The following is a 15,652-nucleotide window of genomic DNA, read 5'->3' as shown; positions in this document are numbered from 1 at the left end:
ATGTCTGAGCAAACTATTGATTTAACCCCTACACGTCCTTATCTTGCTCGTGCAATCTATGAATGGATTTGTGATAACCAGCTTACTCCTTATCTATTAGTTGATGCGACACAACCGTATACCGACGTTCCGCAACAATTTGTTAAAGATGGGCAAATTGTTCTAAATATTGTGCCCCATGCAGTTCATCAATTGCTTATTACCAATGAAGCTATTACATTTTCAGCTCGCTTTGGTGGAGCATCAAAAGACATTTATGTTCCTATTCAAGCTGTTCTAGGGATTTACGCACGTGAGAATGGACAAGGTTTATTCTTTGATCCTGAAGAATATGCCAATGTAACACCTGTAGAAAATACAGTAGAGTTAGAAGTACAAGAAGCAACTGAAACAACATCGACTAAGAAAAAACCATCGTTAAGAATTTTAGATTAAATTTAGAGGAAGAAAGCATGGCATTTGATTTAGTCCAATACTTTGCTGAGCAGATAAAAATTCAAAAGCCTCAGCTTTTAAATCAATATCCAGTTAATGAAAAAAATAAACTGATTGATGAGGTGAATATTCTTACGCTTGGAAAACTGATTAGTTTATGGCGTCAGAATGATAATAAGATTTATCAAGAAATCAAAACCTCAGATCCACTTTATATTCAAGAAGTTGCTCGTCATTTAACGACTTCTAAACATAATCAGTCGACTTTAAAAAATTCAGAACTAGAACAGAGTATTTCTGAAATTTTAACTTTGCAGTTAGCAGAACTTAATCAGCTCGATGAAACAGGTGGTTTTGGGCATAATGGCTTAAAAGAATTAATTTTAGGTCAGATTGAACACTTATCAGGTCAAGCTGAAGATTGGGTTTGGTCAACAAACCACCTAAATGAATTAATTGGTTCTAAACCTGTGGAACAAGAAGAGCTATCATTGGATACAACAATGAAGGAGTTCAACCAAATGGTTCACCAAGCCCAACCTCATCATGATGACGTGCATATTGAAGAACAAGCTGCCGAGATTTCTGTACCTACATGGTCAAAGATTGTTGCCCCTGTAGTTGCTTTAGCAATTTTGGGCTATCTCTACTGTATTTATACTCAGCTTGTTTAATTTAATTTTTATATAAAAAGGGGAATTCATTATTCCCCTTTTTATGATTAAAATTAGAATATTTTATTTTTCAATATTTTATTAACATTCTATTACAATTGTTTTATTCAGATTTTAAAATATATAATGTAAAACTCAGCACAATATTAAAAGCATAATGTAAAAATAATCTTATAATATTTTTTATAATCTGACATTTTCTGTCACTTATTTCCCAAAACAACAATTTCTCTATTTCTTTGATTTATTGACTTCAAATTGAGCAGAAATATAATGAATTTCAACTACTTTTAGGAAAAAGTAGTAAATATAATTTTAGAATCCTGAGAGATAAAAACATGGCTAAACTTTCTTTAGATAGCTTAACTGAAATTGATGGTTTTATTGCATCTGCACTTGTTGATTCAGAAAGTGGTTTATCACTTGCAACTCAAGGTGGTGGGGAAATTGATTTAGAATTGGCAGCTGCCGGCAATACAGAAGTAATCCGCGCAAAACGAAACATCGCCAATGCTTTGAAATTAAATGACAATATTGAAGACATTTTAATTACATTAGGTAAGGCTTACCATTTAATTCGACCACTAGAAAGTAATAATAATTTATTCCTTTACTTAGTCCTTGACCGTAGTAAGTCAAATTTAGCAATGGCTCGTCATGAGTTAAAGTCATTTGAAAAAGAGCTAGACTTTAGCTAATTAATCGCAGATGTGCTTTTTATATCTATTATAAAGAGCACATTAAAACCACTCTCTTATTCAATAAAATTTAATGTGATACTATGGATAGGCATTGCATAAATATTGCAACTTCTGGTTTAAGCTTAAAAGTTTCGGATGAATTAAAAACTTTAATCAGAAATTTAATATCTAATCAGTATGATATTAATTGGGTTAATATTTCTAATATTTATATTGATCTATTATTAATTAACGAAAACTTTTTTGATTCAGATAATATTCAAAATATTCTTCAAAAGAAAAAATGTCCTTATTTAAAAATTAGTAAGACTCCTTCAAAAAATGGATATCAAGTTGATGAACACACTCTGCATCTACCACTAGAAAAAGTAGAATCTCTACTAAGCTGGATAGAAATAAACTTATTATCGTATCTAAACGAAAAAAATACTGGTGTAGTTTCAGATTTATCAAATGAGCCACTGGTGATTGATGATAAGTTTATAAGGAATTTACACAGTCCAGAAAATGCCAGACTACATATTTTTGATGATAAAGGCACTTTAGCCATTATTGATAATAGAACTCAAATTGCTTGGTTGGAGCCCTCTCGTCAAAAAACACAAACTAATATGAGCTTTAACTTTGCTTTTGCAAAAACATCTGATTTTACTAAGGTTTCTCGTAAAAAAGATTATTATGTACAAGACTGGTTATGGAATCTGATTTGGACTTCAAACAATTTTGAGAATCTAGCCTCGAAGGATAGTTATTTTAAAATTGACTATTGGCCACAACCCTATCAAAAAGAATATAGAAAAGTGAGCCTACAACTCTCTGCTTGCTTTATACAGGGAGCAAAAATTACTGATGTGGCTAACCAGCTTAACATGTCAATTGATGATGTCTTGCACTTTGTTACAGCTTGCTTAATGGCAAATAATGGAAAATTTATTTCTGCGAATAAATGTGCTTACACACCAAATTTTTATTTAGAAAATTCAAATACAGACAATCATTTTTTTAAAAATTTTATAGGGAAGATTAGACGGCGTTTTGGTCTTTAAGGGAAGTTATGATTATACAGCAATATAAAATTGTCTTTGCAGGTAGTATGGGGGCAGGTAAAACAGAAGCGATTAAATCGCTATCTGAAATTCCAATTCTGGAAACAGAAGCATTCAACACTGATGTACAGAGCCACCAGAAAACCCAGACCACTGTAGGCATTGATTATGGTGAAATTACTTTAGATGATGGAATCAAAATCGGACTCTATGGCACCCCGGGACAAAGCCGTTTTGATTTTATATGGTCGGTCATTTGTGAAGGTGCAATCGGTGTTATTTTATTATTAGATCATAATAGTTCGAACCCAATTGCTGAGCTAGAAAGCTACTTAGAAACCTTTAAAAATTACAATGATAATATTGCGATTGGTATTACTCATGTTGACGAAAATAAAGAGTCATCACTTCAAAAATATCGCAATTGGATAAAAGCAAAAGGATTACCGTATCCGTTGTTTTTTATTGATGCACGTGAGGAAGAACAAATTTTAATGATGGTTGAATCATTAATTGCATCACTTGAAATTAAGGTAGGCCAAATATCTCAAGGGAATGATCATGCTTAGTATCCCAGCTCAAAAACGAACCGCTCCAACACAGTTACTACAACTTGCAAAAAATGAAGCTCATAATATTTTGATGAATACACGAGGTGTAGACTTTGTGATGATTTGCTCTTCTGATGGTTTTGAATTAGCGACCGTAAGTCATAAAAACTACCGTAACACTACAAAATTAGCAGCAGTGAGTAGCTCAATTTTGGCAATGGTCACTGCATTTTTAAAAGAGATTCAACTCACTGGTTGTAACAACATTACTTTAGATGCAGATAATGGCAAAGCTATTCTGACCGCTATTCCTGCTGTTCATCACCCAATGGTTATGGTTACGCTAAGCAATAAAGAGGTTCTTTTAGGACAACTATTATATAGTCTAAAAAAAGCAAGTCAGTTAATTGCGGAAGCCGATGGCGAATAAATCAGGACTTCTCATTTAAAATAAATACCGCTCTATATGAGCGGTATTTTTATTAGATTTGAATAGTAAATAACATTTGCCTTTTTTTTACTTGCTGGCCTTGCTGTCCTAAAACCTCTTCCACTACACCATCAACATCAGCTTTAATCTGTTGCTGAATTTTCATGGCCTCAAGAACTAATAAAGTTTGGCCTTTTATTACTTGATCACCTTTATTGACCCAAATATTCACCACAGCGCCATCCATGGGCGCACGAATTTTGCCATCACCGGCTACATCGGCAACTTCTGGTGCTGTATAAGTCACATTGCGAATCAGAACATTACCATTATTCTGATCTAAATAAAGCTGCTCTCCATCCAATACGTATTGCACACGGCGGCGCACGCCATTCAACAGATAGATCAATTGTTCTGCTGTTTTTTCAACAACCTCAATACTTACAGTTTGCTCACAGAGTTGTACCGTAAACGTGTTATTTACAGATGAAAGCTGTAATTGGATATTCTGATCATCATATTTCAACTTAAAAGGTAACGGCACGCCAAGACCTGTTTGCCATGCCGCAGTTCCTTTACTTTGGCTAAATAATGCTGCAGCAATGGCTAAGCTTTCTAAAGATAGAACCTGCTTATGTAGACTACTATCATCTTGAAAATGCTGCTGAATAAATGCGGTATTGGTATCTCCGGCCACAACAATTGGATGACGCAGTAAATTGACCAAGAATTGCTTATTGCTATTTACACCCAGCAAAACACAGTCATCGACGGCACGCGCCAATAAACGAATTGCATCCTCACGGGTTTTACCGTATGCAATCACCTTTGCTACCATCGGATCGTAAAATGGACTGACTTCATCTGTTGTTAACATGCCATGATCTATTCGTACATTTGGCAAAGTTGCAGGCTTCCAGCGTAAGACTTGACCAGTTTGAGGCAAAAAATCCTGACGCGGATCTTCGGCATACAAACGTACTTCAATTGCATGTCCAGTTAAGGTCAACTCATGTTGTTTTAAAGGTAACTGTTCACCATTGGCAACACGTAACTGCCATTCAACCAAGTCTAATCCTGTAATAAGTTCAGTGACCGGATGCTCTACCTGCAAACGAGTATTCATCTCCAAAAAGTAAAATGCACCCGATGCATCTAGCAAAAATTCAACTGTCCCTGCCCCCACATAAGCACATGCTTTCGCTGCTGCCACTGCGGCCTCACCCATTTGCTGGCGTAGTTCAGGCGTCATCACTGGACACGGTGCCTCTTCAACAACTTTCTGATGACGACGCTGGATCGAACAATCGCGCTCAAACAAATACACATAGTTGCCATGTGTATCGCCAAAAACCTGAATTTCGACATGGCGCGGAGCAATGACTGCTTTTTCTAAAATAAGCTCGCCAGAACCAAATGCATTTTCAGCTTCTGAACGTGCTGTTTGTAATGCCTCAATCAATTCAGATGCTTGTTGTACCAAACGCATGCCACGACCGCCACCACCCGCAGAAGCTTTAACCATCAAAGGAAAGCCAATTTGCTCTGCTTGTGTAGCCAAATATTCAAGGTCTTGTCGCTCATCTTCATAACCTGGCACACAAGGAACACCAGCTTTGATCATGGCAATTTTGGAGAGGCGTTTACTGCCCATTAACTCAATTGCTGAAGCGGTTGGCCCAATAAAGGTAATCTGATTGTCGATACACGCCTGAGCAAATTCAGTATTTTCTGACAAAAAGCCATAACCGGGGTGAACTGCATCCGCCTCCGTTTTTTTGCAAGCGTCAATAATTTTAGCGATAGAGAGATAAGACTCCGATACTTTTGAAGCACCGATATAGACAGCTTCATCCGCCTCTTGCACATGGCGAGCATGACGGTCAGCATCGGAATAAACTGCGACAGTCTGATAGCCCATGGCTTTGGCTGTCTGCATAACTCGAACTGCAATTTCACCACGATTGGCAACCAGTACTTTTGAAAATTTCATTATTTTTATCCTTATCGCTTATGACTCATCGGCCCAATTTGGCAATCGTTTCTGGATAAAAGCCATCGTTCCCTCTTGTCCTTCAGCACCACCAACCGCTTGAGCGAACTGCTGTGCAGCATCATTAAGCAATTCATTTAAATTTTCATTGAGCGTTCGATGTAACAATGCTTTAGTTACACGCGAAGCCTCTGGTGCTGCTCGTTTAATGTGCTGAATGGTTTCCTGTAAAGCTTGTTCAAGTTCGATTTCATTATGTGCAATTTGATGAACCACACCAACACTCAGTGCAGTATGTCCTTCAAAACGCATGCCGAGTAAAGCAAGTCGGCGTGCTTGAGTCAGGCCAATACGTTTCACCACAAAAGGAGCAATTTGCGCAGGAATTACACCTAGACCCGTTTCAGGTAAACCAAACTGAGTATTGTCACGGCTAATGGCAACATCTGAAACACAAGCCAGACCAAAACCACCACCTAACACCGCACTCTCTAAAATCACCACAACAGTCTGCGGTGCAGCTTCGACTTGCTCAAGCATGGCGCCAAAACGACGGTTAAAATCCACATAGGGTTGTAAGCTACCAACATTGGCTGCTTCAACACGCAAAGCCGCCATGTCTTTAATATCACCACCTGCGCAGAAAGACCCACCTTCACCACGGATAATCACTGCACGAATTGAAAGGTCATCACGAATGGCAGTAAAAACTTGTTGAATCGCATTCACCATATTCAAGTTCATGGCATTACGACTCTCTGGTCGGTTTAACCAGAGGTATAAAATACTGCCGTCTTGTTCCAATTGAATGCTGTCATCAATATCTATAGCTTGTAGAGAGGCTGAAAGTGTCATGGCTGATTCCTTATTTTTGTTTTTTTGGCAAGATATCCATAAGTTTGCAGATAATCCCCAACATAATCTCATCTGCCCCACCACCAATAGACCCTAAGCGACCATCACGGTACAACTGTGATGCAGGGTTATCCCACATAAAGCCATTGCCGCCCCAATATTGCAAACAGCTATCAGCAACTTCACGAGTTAAACGTCCTGCTTTGAGTTTTGCCATAGAAGCCAGCTTGGTCACATCTTCCCCTGCAATATGCTGTTCACAAGCTTGATAGGTTAAGGCTTTAAGCGCCTCTACTTCGGTCATGAGTTCAGCAAAGCGGAAATGGATATATTGGTTATTAATGAGGGGTTGACCAAAAGTGGTACGCTCTTTTGTATAGTCGATGGTCTTTTGGATTAAATTTTCCAACCCGCCAATCGCATTGGCACAAGCCCATAGGCGCTCTTCCTGAAATTGCATCATTTGCATCATGAAGCCCATGCCTTCGACACCCACTAAATTACGCTGTGGTACACGTACATTATCTAAATAAACCTGCGCTGTGGTCGTTGAACGCATCCCTAATTTATTAAGTGGCTCTGAAAAACTAATCCCTTTGGTTTTTGCTGGCACAATGATCATCGACTTATTAACGTGTGGTTTATCATCAGACGTATTGGCTAAAAGACAAAAGAAGTCGGCCTGCAATGAGTTTGTAATCCACATTTTGCTGCCGTTAATGACATAGTCATCGCCATCTTTTTTAGCAGTCGTTTTAATAGCAGCAACATCCGAACCAGCATGTACTTCTGATACTGCAATGGATGCTACATATTCTCCAGCAATGGCTGGTGTTAAAAACTCATCACGTAACTCTTTACTACCAAAACGTGCCAAAGCAGGTGTTGCCATATCGGTTTGTACACCAATAGCTAAAGGCACCCCGCCACAAGCCGCATAGCCAATTTCTTCTGCAACCACAAGGTTATACGAATAATCTAGCGCTAAACCGCCATTTTCTTCTGGCTTACAAATTCCTAATAAACCAAGATCACCCATCTTTTTAAATACGTCGTGGATTGGGAACTGCCCTTCAGCTTCCCATTCTGGAATATGTGGATTCAGCTCATTTTGAACAAATTGACGAGCTGTACGGCGCAATGCCTCATGTTCAGCAGTAAATTTCATTGTGTTATTCCTATTAATTTTTTTAATTACGGTAAAGATTGATTAAAAACGGGACACACCAAAACGAGTTGAATTTAGCTCTCGTTGCTGTGCTTCATAAATGGTTTGTAAAAGGAAAATTAATAATTTCCGAGTATCTCGCGGGTCAATAATGCCATCGTCATGTAGCATGGCCGTATTGAAAAGCGCGGTGGATTGCTGTTCTAATTTCATAGTCGTACTTTGCTCAAGAAAATCGAGCATTTGCGGATTAGGCTCCTGACCAGAAGCTTTTTGTTTTCCTTCGGCAACAATACGCAGTACTTTTCCAGCTTGTGCAGCACCCATTACAGCAACATGCGAATTTGGCCATGCAAAAATAAAGTCTGGCGATAAACTCCGACCACACATTGCGTAGTTACCTGCACCATATGAGCCTGCCACAACAATTGAAATTTTAGGTACAGAACAATTGGCAACCGCTTGAATCAGTTTTGAGCCATGCTTAATAATGCCATTTTGCTCGGCATCGGTTCCCACCATAAAACCTGTTGTGTTATGCAAGAACAATAATGGACGCTTGGTCTGTTCACACAAGTGTATAAACTGAGCTGCTTTCGCTGCTCCTTGAGGCGTAATCGGACCATTATTGGTGATAATACCGATATGTAGTCCGCCAATTTTTGCCCAGCCACATACCGTTAAATCATCATATTCCTGTTTAAATTCTAGAAAATCTGAATCGTCAATAATGCGCGCAACCACTTCTTTCATGTTAAATGGTTGTTTAGGGTCATTTGGAATCACACCTAAGAGTTCATCGACATCGTAACGAGGTTCTTTATAAGTTACATCAACTGGTTTGATTTGCTCTTTCCAGTTCAGATGTTCAAAGATTTCACGTGCTAGTCGAATCCCATCGGCATCATTTTCAGCCAAATATTCTGCTGTTCCAGCTACCTGCGCATGCATTTCTGCCCCGCCCAACTCTTCAGCTGTTGCCACTTCGCCAGTGGCAGCCAAGAGTAAAGGAGGACCTGCAAGAAGCATCTCTGTTTGCTTACGTACAGCAATTACATAATCTGAAAGACCGGGCTGATAAGCACCACCTGCCGTTGCGTTACCATGCACCACTGCAAGCTGTGGAATACCCGCCGCAGAAAGACGTGCCTGATTGGCAAATGTCATACCGCCATAAGTAAATACTTCAGCAGCATAATTTAAGTTAGCGCCGCCACTTTCGGTCAGCGTAATCAAGGGAAGTTTTTGTTCTAAAGAAATTTTTTGCAAGCGCAAGGTTTTCTGCACACCCATAGGAGACATGGTCCCGCCTTTAATCGCACTATTACTTGCAGAGACCAAACAGCGCACACCACTGACAAAACCAATGCCGGCAATTACGCCACCACCAGCTTCCGAACCATCTTTATCATCATGCATGTTGTAGCCAACCAAACCGCATAGTTCGATAAAAGGAGAATCTGCATCGAGTAATAACCGTAGACGCTCATGCGGCAAAATCTTGCCTTTCTTGTCAAACTTCGCTTTGGCAGCATAAGACTTATCAATGCTTTTTTGTTGAATTGCACGGACTTCACTCAGCTGAGCAAGCAGTGCCTCTTTATTCTTTTGATACTGTTCACTACCAACAGTAATTTCGGATGGAAGAATAGTCATTGTTATTCCTCCTCAGCCTCAGTCTTTTTCTGAAAGATTTCAGGAATAAACGCACGATGGAAACCATTATAAGATTCACTATTTGTCGCATTAGCTAATGGATACATACGCGTCCCTTGCGATGCAGCACCATCAATACGCAAAGTTACACCGGACACAAAAGCTGCGGCATCCGAGAGTAAATAACAAATTGCCGATGAAACTTCTGATTCTGTCCCCATACGCTTTAATGGTACATTGCCAGCAAGACTTGGAATAATCACTTTGGCAAAATCACCGCTATAATTATCCATCCCTGATGACACAATCCACCCCGGTGCAACAGCATTTACTCGAACGCCCGATTTACCCCATTCAACCGATGCTGTTTTAGTAAGGTTATCCACCCCTGAACGTGCTGCACCCGAGTGTCCCATTCCCGGCATGCCACCCCACATATCGGCAGTCATATTGACAATACTGCCGCCATGTTTTGCCATCCATTGGTTATAAGCTTCACGCATCAGGTAAAATGTTGAGTGCAAGTTATTACGTATAACGGCATCAAAACCATTAGCAGAAATACTTTCCAAGGCAGATGGAAACTGACCGCCCGCATTGTTCACCAAACCATCCAATCTACCGAATTTTTCAATCACCTCGGCAATCATATTTTTGACTTGCTCTTCTTCACGGTTATCACAAACAATGAAATGAACCAAGCCACCATCTTCTATAATTTCTTGGCTTACTTTCTCTAATTTCTCAATTTTGCGTCCTGTAATCACCACTTGAGCGCCAAGGGCAGCAAGCTCATGTGCAGTACAACGGCCAATACCTGAGCCCCCACCTGTCATAATAATGACTTTATTAGCAAAAGCATCTGGTCTAAAAATTGATTGATAACTCATCTTTGTTTCATCCATTCATTTTATTTTTCTAAAAGATGTGCCGGAACTTTTACAGGCATATCCAATAATTGCTGTGCAAATGCTTTACCTTGTGGGTCGATACGTAAGCTTGCAACACCACCGCCACCCAAGGCATTCTCCAACATAAAATTCAGTGCATTTAAACCCGGTAACTCATAACGAATTACTCGCCCTTTCTCTGCATCCAAAACATGCTGCATATAACTTGCAACTGCCTGTTCAGTTAGTGCTGCACGAATCCACGGTAAATATTCTGTTTTACGCGCAATCACACCGATATTGCTATGATTGCCTTTATCACCACTGCGGGCATGCGCAATTTCAACCAAAGGAACTTCAATTTCATTCCCTTGATAAACCGCGCTTTCACCCGCTGCTAAAGTATTGAATTGCTCTGTAGAAGTGCCCCGAGGAATCTCAACCGGATAGCGGCTCCCATCAAAATCAATTTCAACATTCACCTGTTTTTTATCAATTAAAAATGAAAATAATTTAACAACTGGAGATGCTTTGGGTCGGCCTCCAACAATTCCTGCCAAGGCTGGAGCCATACCTGTCGAAGCTTGTGCAATTTCAGATGCAAAGAACATACATGCTTCTTTAAACATGTGTTTTACAGCTATTTTGACCACAACTTCACGGCTATTTAAAGCCTGAGCATGTGCTCCATAAGTACTTTCAATGCCTAAAATTTCTACCGATTTTTCACTAAAAGGCGGCACTGAACGCATTGCTAAAATACGCTCACATTTTGTCAAAATCGCATCAGCAATGGCTTGTGCTTTTTGTGGTGCCTCACGTCCTGCAATTAAAAAACTCACTAAAACCCGATAACCATCAGGATAAGTTGCACTCACTTTATATTGTGCCGTCGGTGCTTGCCCTGTTGCTCCCGTCACTCGTACGCGATGTTCACCAACCTGTTCTAAATGCACCTGACTAAAATCAGCAATTACATCGGGTAGTAAATATGCTTGAGGATTGCCAATTTCATAAACGATTTGCTCAGCAACCGTAGCAGCTGAAACCAGACCACCAGTCCCCTGTGGCTTGGTTACAACAAATGAACCATCTTCACTCACTTCAACCACTGGAAAACCCATATTGTCAAAGCCTTGTACCAAATGCCAATCGGTGAAATTGCCGCCTGTACATTGGGCACCGCACTCAATCACATGCCCTGCCAACGAACCTTGTGCCAATTTGCCATAGTCATCTAAAGACCATTTATACTCATGTAACAAAGGTGCAAGCACCACAGCCGAATCGACGACACGGCCCGTAATCACAATATCTGCCCCCAAATCCAAAGCATCACGAATAGCCACTGCTCCAAGATAGGCATTACTGCTCGCTACTTGTTCGGGTAAAGGTTCATCACTAAACATTTCCTGAATATTTCGCTGCTTAAGCTGCTCATGTTTTGGTAAAAGATCATCACCTAAAACCACAGCAATTTTCAGGTCTAAGCCATACTCTTTAATAATTTTTTGCAAGGCATCGCGGCAAGCCAATGGATTAACACCACCAGCGTTACTAATCACCTTAATCTTTTTTTCTGCAATTTTTTTAAGTAGAGGTGCCATCACCCGACTGACAAAATCCAAAGCATAACCATGCTTTGGTTCCACCATCTTCGCTTTTGCCATAATCGACATCGTGATTTCTGACAAATAATCAAAGACCAAATAATCAATATCGGTTAAATGCACCAATTGGAAAGCCGCAGTGTTGGTATCACCCCAAAAACCCAAGGCACAACCTATTTTTACGACACGGTGATCATCCTGCTGACTACTTGTCATTTCATTTCTCATTATTCTGTATAAAAATTACGCTTAACCATACCAAGCAAGCGCTTGGTTTGTAAAGAGCAAAATGTTATTGTGAAATTGACTAAAACTGCCAAACTCGACAACTAGCCGAAAACATGGTGAGATTTAGCAAAATTTTTTCCGTAAATATTTTTATATAAAGGATCCAGCTTTCGTATGATTGCTACTTCAATTGAACAGATTCCAAATATTTCTTGCTTTGATGATAGTCCACGTGGTCGTTTATTACAGGGGGCTGCCTATCTATTTCACAAACAAGGTTATGATAAAACCACTGTCCGCGAACTTGCTCAATTTATTGGAATTCAATCAGGTAGCTTATTCCATCACTTCAAGAGTAAAGATGACATCCTCGCTCATGTAATGGAGCAAACTATCATTTACAATCTTGCTCGTTTAGAAGAGGCCGCAGCTCAATCTACCGATCCAGAACACCAATTACGAGCTCTTATTAAAGCAGAACTCATTTCAATTACTGGAGATACTGGTGCAGCCATGGCTGTTTTAGTTTATGAGTGGTTTGCGCTGTCAAAAGAAAAACAAGATTATCTTTTAGAAATGCGTAATGAATATGAACAAATCTGGTTAGATGTCATTGAAAAGTTACGCATTCAAGGCAAGATAAAACATGATGCCTTTATTTGGCGAAGATTAGTTGGTGGTGCAATTTCGTGGACCGTAACTTGGTATAAAGCTGAGGGTAAAGTCAAAATTGATGAGTTAACAGAAATGGTGTGGGAAATGGCTTTGAAATAAAAAGGTGGCTCAATGACCACCCTGCAAGAATTAATAACCGAGCTGCTTACTAATCAAATCTTTCATAATTTCTTCAGCACCACCGCCAATCATATTGACCTTTACTTCACGGTAAATACGTTCAGACTTAGTACCTCGCATAAAACCCATACCTCCCAACGTTTGTACAGCCGCATCAGCACAAAATTGCATAGTGCGAGTCGCAACATTTTTCAGCATCGAGATTTGAGCGACTAACTCAGGCCCTTGTAGTTTTGGCTGAGTCATTTTCCATGCAGTTTCTTCAAGTAATGCCCGTGTTGAGGTTAATTGCGTTGCCATATCTACCAATTTATGACGAACCACTTGATGATCTATTAATCGCTTACCAAAAGTTTTTCGTTGCTGTGCCCAATCTAGAGCTTCTTCATAACAGACTAAAGCATAGCCATACGCTACTACACCTAAAAAAAAACGCTCCATATTAAAGTTATTCATAATAACTTTAAAACCAGCATTTTCCTTACCAAGAAGATTTGAGGCAGGCACTCGTACTTGATCAAAATGCAAATGCGCCGTATCTGAAGCCCACCATCCCATTTTCTTTAAAGGTGTTTTAGTAATTCCTTCACTGTGTGCATCAATGAGCAACATTGAAATGCCTTCAGCACCTGTTTTGGTTGGGTCTGTACGCACCGCAACTGTATAATAATCTGCACGAATTCCCGATGTGATAAATGTTTTTTCACCCGAGACAATATAATAGTCACCATCACGAACAGCTTTAGTCTGTAATGCAGCGACATCTGACCCTCCTCCTAGTTCAGTAATCGCCAATGCTGAAATCTTTTCCCCAGAAATAATCCCCGGTAAAACTTTGGCCTTTAATTCTTCACTACCAAAATGCTGAATTGGTGGAGCACCAATGGTATGTACCATGAGCGAAATATGCACACCGCCTGAGCCAGCCTTCGCCATTTCAACACCTGCAAGCAAAGAGTAAAAAGGGTCAGCATCAGGAATACCACCATATTCATCAGAAAAACCTAAACCTAATAGACCAATTTCAGCAGCCTTTTTATAGAGCTCTCTTGGGAATGTCTCAGCCTCATCCCATTCATTAACGAAAGGAGCCATTTCTTTTTGTACAAATCGACGAACATTATCAGCAAAAGCAATATGTTGTTCATTATAGTAAATTGGGTTTGGTTGCATTTCTACAGATGTCCTGATGTTTTTATTTAATTCCAGAACATATCTTGTCATGTTTGCCATCAATCAAAAGTTGCAAGAATCTCCATTTTCTTGGCATAAAACATCAAACCCTATTCTTTTTATTCAAATACAATGCAATACCTATACTCTTAAGCAACAACGGAAACCACGGGCAGCATAATAAGACTGTGCTCCATTATGATAAATAAAGACACGGCCATATCGACGGTCAGCAAAAAGTGCTCCATCTAGTTTACGAATCTCATTTGGGGTTTTGAGCCAACTTGATGTTTTAAGATCAAACTCTTCAATTTCTTGTAATTGGTAATATTGCTCTTCTGTTAAAAGTTCAACTCCCATTTCCTTAGCTACATCTATTGCGCTATTTTTAGGAGGATGATCTTTTCTAGATTCTAAGGCTTCTCGGTCATAGCAAAGGCTTCTACGTCCTTTCGGTGTCTCAAAAGAGCAATCTACAAATAAATATTCATCTTTCTGCTGATCATAAGCAATAACATCAGGCTCCCCTCCTGTATTTTCCATTTCCAGCAATGACCAAAGTTTATCAGGAACCTTAATTAGTTTATTTTGCACATCCGACCACTCTATTTCTGTATGACGATGTGTGTTTTTTTCAAATCTATTCTTTAATAATTCAAGGAGTAACTCTATTTGCTTTTGAGTTAGCTGTTTTTTATCTACCATTAAATAAGTCCTTATATTTATTAAATTGACCAGCCATCAAAATAATTTATTACATTTAGTATTAATACTTTATCCACCTAATATATTAATTGCAGAGATATAACTAAATCCAATATCTCTACATTAGGTTCCATAATTAAGATAATCAATAATCTTTTACTATATATTTAATTCTAAAAGTGTCCACAACGCTTACATCTATTACCATTTCTAAAAGAAAATAAAGGTAGGCCGAAAAACATAAACGCTAAAAAGGCAGATTTTTTTCCTTTAGTATTAACTTCTATATCCAAACTTCCACACTCAGGGCAACATTCTTTACTCTCCCCGAACTCTTGTTCAAGCTCATCACTAAAGTCTTTTTCAAGAAATGACTTTGCTTCATCAACATAGTTCTCTGGAACTAACAAACGAACCCCACCTAAAGCATTAGAATAAAACCAATCCATATTAATTGTATGCTCATTTTCAATATAAACAGGAATTCCAAATGCTTCTAGTTGAGTCTTTGCAATTTGTGCCTCATAAGGAAACGAGAAAGTTTTAACTACCATCCATTGCATATTAAATTTCTAATTATGTAAATAATTTTAGAGTAGCTTTATTTCTTTATAATTTGAATAAATTTTAATGTTTAAGATTGAGGATACAAATTCCCCAATAAAAAACACCCCCATTTATTAGAATGGGGGTGTTTAGAATAATGAGCTGGCGATGACTTACTCTCACATGGGTAACCCCA

16 protein-coding genes are annotated in these 15,652 nt (G+C 39.0%); 7 read left to right on the top strand and 9 right to left on the bottom strand.

Annotation, left to right across the window (positions count from 1 at the left end; genetic code table 11):
- From RMA94_RS00785 to RMA94_RS00760, 6 genes are all read left to right on the top strand, one after another.
- A complete protein-coding gene (locus RMA94_RS00785; RefSeq protein ID WP_151302288.1) occupies nt 1-435 on the top strand; it encodes a ClpXP protease specificity-enhancing factor in 435 nt (144 codons plus the stop codon).
- 17 nt (nt 436-452) lie between these two features.
- Complete coding sequence (locus RMA94_RS00780; protein ID WP_005065252.1) at nt 453-1,109, top strand: hypothetical protein; 657 nt, start codon at nt 453-455, stop codon at nt 1,107-1,109.
- 338 nt (nt 1,110-1,447) lie between these two features.
- Nucleotides 1,448-1,807 (top strand): hypothetical protein, encoded by a 360-nt coding sequence (locus RMA94_RS00775; protein ID WP_003656109.1) that lies wholly within the window; start codon nt 1,448-1,450, stop codon nt 1,805-1,807.
- A gap of 83 nt (nt 1,808-1,890) precedes the next feature.
- Nucleotides 1,891-2,856, top strand: a complete 966-nt coding sequence (locus tag RMA94_RS00770) for a hypothetical protein (RefSeq protein WP_311081464.1) — start codon at nt 1,891-1,893, stop codon at nt 2,854-2,856.
- 8 nt (nt 2,857-2,864) lie between these two features.
- Entirely contained in the window at nt 2,865-3,425 is a 561-nt protein-coding gene (locus RMA94_RS00765; protein WP_311081463.1) for an ATP/GTP-binding protein, read from the top strand.
- Nucleotides 3,418-3,837, top strand: coding sequence for a roadblock/LC7 domain-containing protein (locus RMA94_RS00760; protein ID WP_068564865.1), 420 nt, complete (start codon nt 3,418-3,420; stop codon nt 3,835-3,837). Before RMA94_RS00765 ends, RMA94_RS00760 begins: the two co-directional genes overlap by 8 nt.
- A gap of 52 nt (nt 3,838-3,889) precedes the next feature.
- Here RMA94_RS00760 and RMA94_RS00755 read toward each other — a convergent pair whose 3' ends face one another.
- Genes RMA94_RS00755 through RMA94_RS00730 form a run of 6 tightly spaced genes read right to left on the bottom strand, consistent with a single transcriptional unit; the run spans nt 3,890 to nt 12,225 of the window.
- Nucleotides 3,890-5,830 carry an acetyl/propionyl/methylcrotonyl-CoA carboxylase subunit alpha gene (locus tag RMA94_RS00755; RefSeq protein WP_311081462.1) on the bottom strand — a complete coding sequence of 647 codons (1,941 nt, stop codon included), beginning with the start codon at nt 5,828-5,830 and terminating at the stop codon, nt 3,890-3,892.
- A gap of 18 nt (nt 5,831-5,848) precedes the next feature.
- Nucleotides 5,849-6,685: an enoyl-CoA hydratase-related protein gene (locus tag RMA94_RS00750; RefSeq protein WP_311081461.1), complete on the bottom strand. Its 837-nt coding sequence runs from the start codon at nt 6,683-6,685 to the stop codon at nt 5,849-5,851.
- 10 nt (nt 6,686-6,695) lie between these two features.
- Complete coding sequence (locus RMA94_RS00745; RefSeq protein ID WP_191001098.1) at nt 6,696-7,853, bottom strand: acyl-CoA dehydrogenase family protein; 1,158 nt, start codon at nt 7,851-7,853, stop codon at nt 6,696-6,698.
- A 42-nt stretch (nt 7,854-7,895) separates the two neighbouring features.
- Nucleotides 7,896-9,509, bottom strand: coding sequence for a carboxyl transferase domain-containing protein (locus RMA94_RS00740; protein WP_311081460.1), 1,614 nt, complete (start codon nt 9,507-9,509; stop codon nt 7,896-7,898).
- A 2-nt stretch (nt 9,510-9,511) separates the two neighbouring features.
- Nucleotides 9,512-10,399 (bottom strand): SDR family oxidoreductase, encoded by an 888-nt coding sequence (locus RMA94_RS00735; RefSeq protein WP_311081459.1) that lies wholly within the window; start codon nt 10,397-10,399, stop codon nt 9,512-9,514.
- Between the two features lie 20 nt (nt 10,400-10,419).
- Nucleotides 10,420-12,225, bottom strand: coding sequence for an acyclic terpene utilization AtuA family protein (locus RMA94_RS00730; protein WP_311081457.1), 1,806 nt, complete (start codon nt 12,223-12,225; stop codon nt 10,420-10,422).
- Nucleotides 12,226-12,411: 186 nt separating this feature from the next.
- Here RMA94_RS00730 and RMA94_RS00725 point away from each other — a divergent pair, with 186 nt between their 5' ends.
- Complete coding sequence (locus RMA94_RS00725; RefSeq protein WP_005065274.1) at nt 12,412-13,011, top strand: TetR/AcrR family transcriptional regulator; 600 nt, start codon at nt 12,412-12,414, stop codon at nt 13,009-13,011.
- Nucleotides 13,012-13,041: 30 nt separating this feature from the next.
- Here the strand turns inward: RMA94_RS00725 and RMA94_RS00720 are convergent, their stop codons facing one another.
- The 3 genes from RMA94_RS00720 to RMA94_RS00710 all read right to left on the bottom strand — a co-directional run bounded on the left by RMA94_RS00720 (nt 13,042) and on the right by RMA94_RS00710 (nt 15,473).
- Nucleotides 13,042-14,205, bottom strand: coding sequence for an acyl-CoA dehydrogenase family protein (locus tag RMA94_RS00720; protein ID WP_311081473.1), 1,164 nt, complete (start codon nt 14,203-14,205; stop codon nt 13,042-13,044).
- A gap of 141 nt (nt 14,206-14,346) precedes the next feature.
- On the bottom strand, nt 14,347-14,910 hold the full coding sequence (locus RMA94_RS00715; protein ID WP_311081455.1) for a DUF4256 domain-containing protein: 564 nt from the start codon (nt 14,908-14,910) through the stop codon (nt 14,347-14,349).
- Between the two features lie 173 nt (nt 14,911-15,083).
- Nucleotides 15,084-15,473: a DUF2007 domain-containing protein gene (locus tag RMA94_RS00710; protein ID WP_311081453.1), complete on the bottom strand. Its 390-nt coding sequence runs from the start codon at nt 15,471-15,473 to the stop codon at nt 15,084-15,086.
- Between the last annotated feature and the right edge of the window lie 179 nt (nt 15,474-15,652).

It is taken from the genome of Acinetobacter sp. V115_6 (assembly GCF_031799025.1).
GTDB lineage: Bacteria > Pseudomonadota > Gammaproteobacteria > Pseudomonadales > Moraxellaceae > Acinetobacter > Acinetobacter pittii.
This window is presented reverse-complemented; position numbering and strand designations above follow the sequence as displayed.

Coding starts and splice junctions, on each gene's coding strand:
- RMA94_RS00735 (WP_311081459.1), bottom strand. CDS start 10,399: ATGAGTTATCAATCAATTTTTAGACCAGATGCTTTTGCTAATAAAGTC.
- RMA94_RS00765 (WP_311081463.1), top strand. CDS start 2,865: ATGATTATACAGCAATATAAAATTGTCTTTGCAGGTAGTATGGGGGCA.
- RMA94_RS00730 (WP_311081457.1), bottom strand. CDS start 12,225: ATGACAAGTAGTCAGCAGGATGATCACCGTGTCGTAAAAATAGGTTGT.
- RMA94_RS00720 (WP_311081473.1), bottom strand. CDS start 14,205: ATGCAACCAAACCCAATTTACTATAATGAACAACATATTGCTTTTGCT.
- RMA94_RS00725 (WP_005065274.1), top strand. CDS start 12,412: ATGATTGCTACTTCAATTGAACAGATTCCAAATATTTCTTGCTTTGAT.
- RMA94_RS00740 (WP_311081460.1), bottom strand. CDS start 9,509: ATGACTATTCTTCCATCCGAAATTACTGTTGGTAGTGAACAGTATCAA.
- RMA94_RS00775 (WP_003656109.1), top strand. CDS start 1,448: ATGGCTAAACTTTCTTTAGATAGCTTAACTGAAATTGATGGTTTTATT.
- RMA94_RS00770 (WP_311081464.1), top strand. CDS start 1,891: ATGGATAGGCATTGCATAAATATTGCAACTTCTGGTTTAAGCTTAAAA.
- RMA94_RS00750 (WP_311081461.1), bottom strand. CDS start 6,685: ATGACACTTTCAGCCTCTCTACAAGCTATAGATATTGATGACAGCATT.
- RMA94_RS00760 (WP_068564865.1), top strand. CDS start 3,418: ATGCTTAGTATCCCAGCTCAAAAACGAACCGCTCCAACACAGTTACTA.
- RMA94_RS00715 (WP_311081455.1), bottom strand. CDS start 14,910: ATGGTAGATAAAAAACAGCTAACTCAAAAGCAAATAGAGTTACTCCTT.
- RMA94_RS00710 (WP_311081453.1), bottom strand. CDS start 15,473: ATGCAATGGATGGTAGTTAAAACTTTCTCGTTTCCTTATGAGGCACAA.
- RMA94_RS00785 (WP_151302288.1), top strand. CDS start 1: ATGTCTGAGCAAACTATTGATTTAACCCCTACACGTCCTTATCTTGCT.
- RMA94_RS00745 (WP_191001098.1), bottom strand. CDS start 7,853: ATGAAATTTACTGCTGAACATGAGGCATTGCGCCGTACAGCTCGTCAA.
- RMA94_RS00780 (WP_005065252.1), top strand. CDS start 453: ATGGCATTTGATTTAGTCCAATACTTTGCTGAGCAGATAAAAATTCAA.
- RMA94_RS00755 (WP_311081462.1), bottom strand. CDS start 5,830: ATGAAATTTTCAAAAGTACTGGTTGCCAATCGTGGTGAAATTGCAGTT.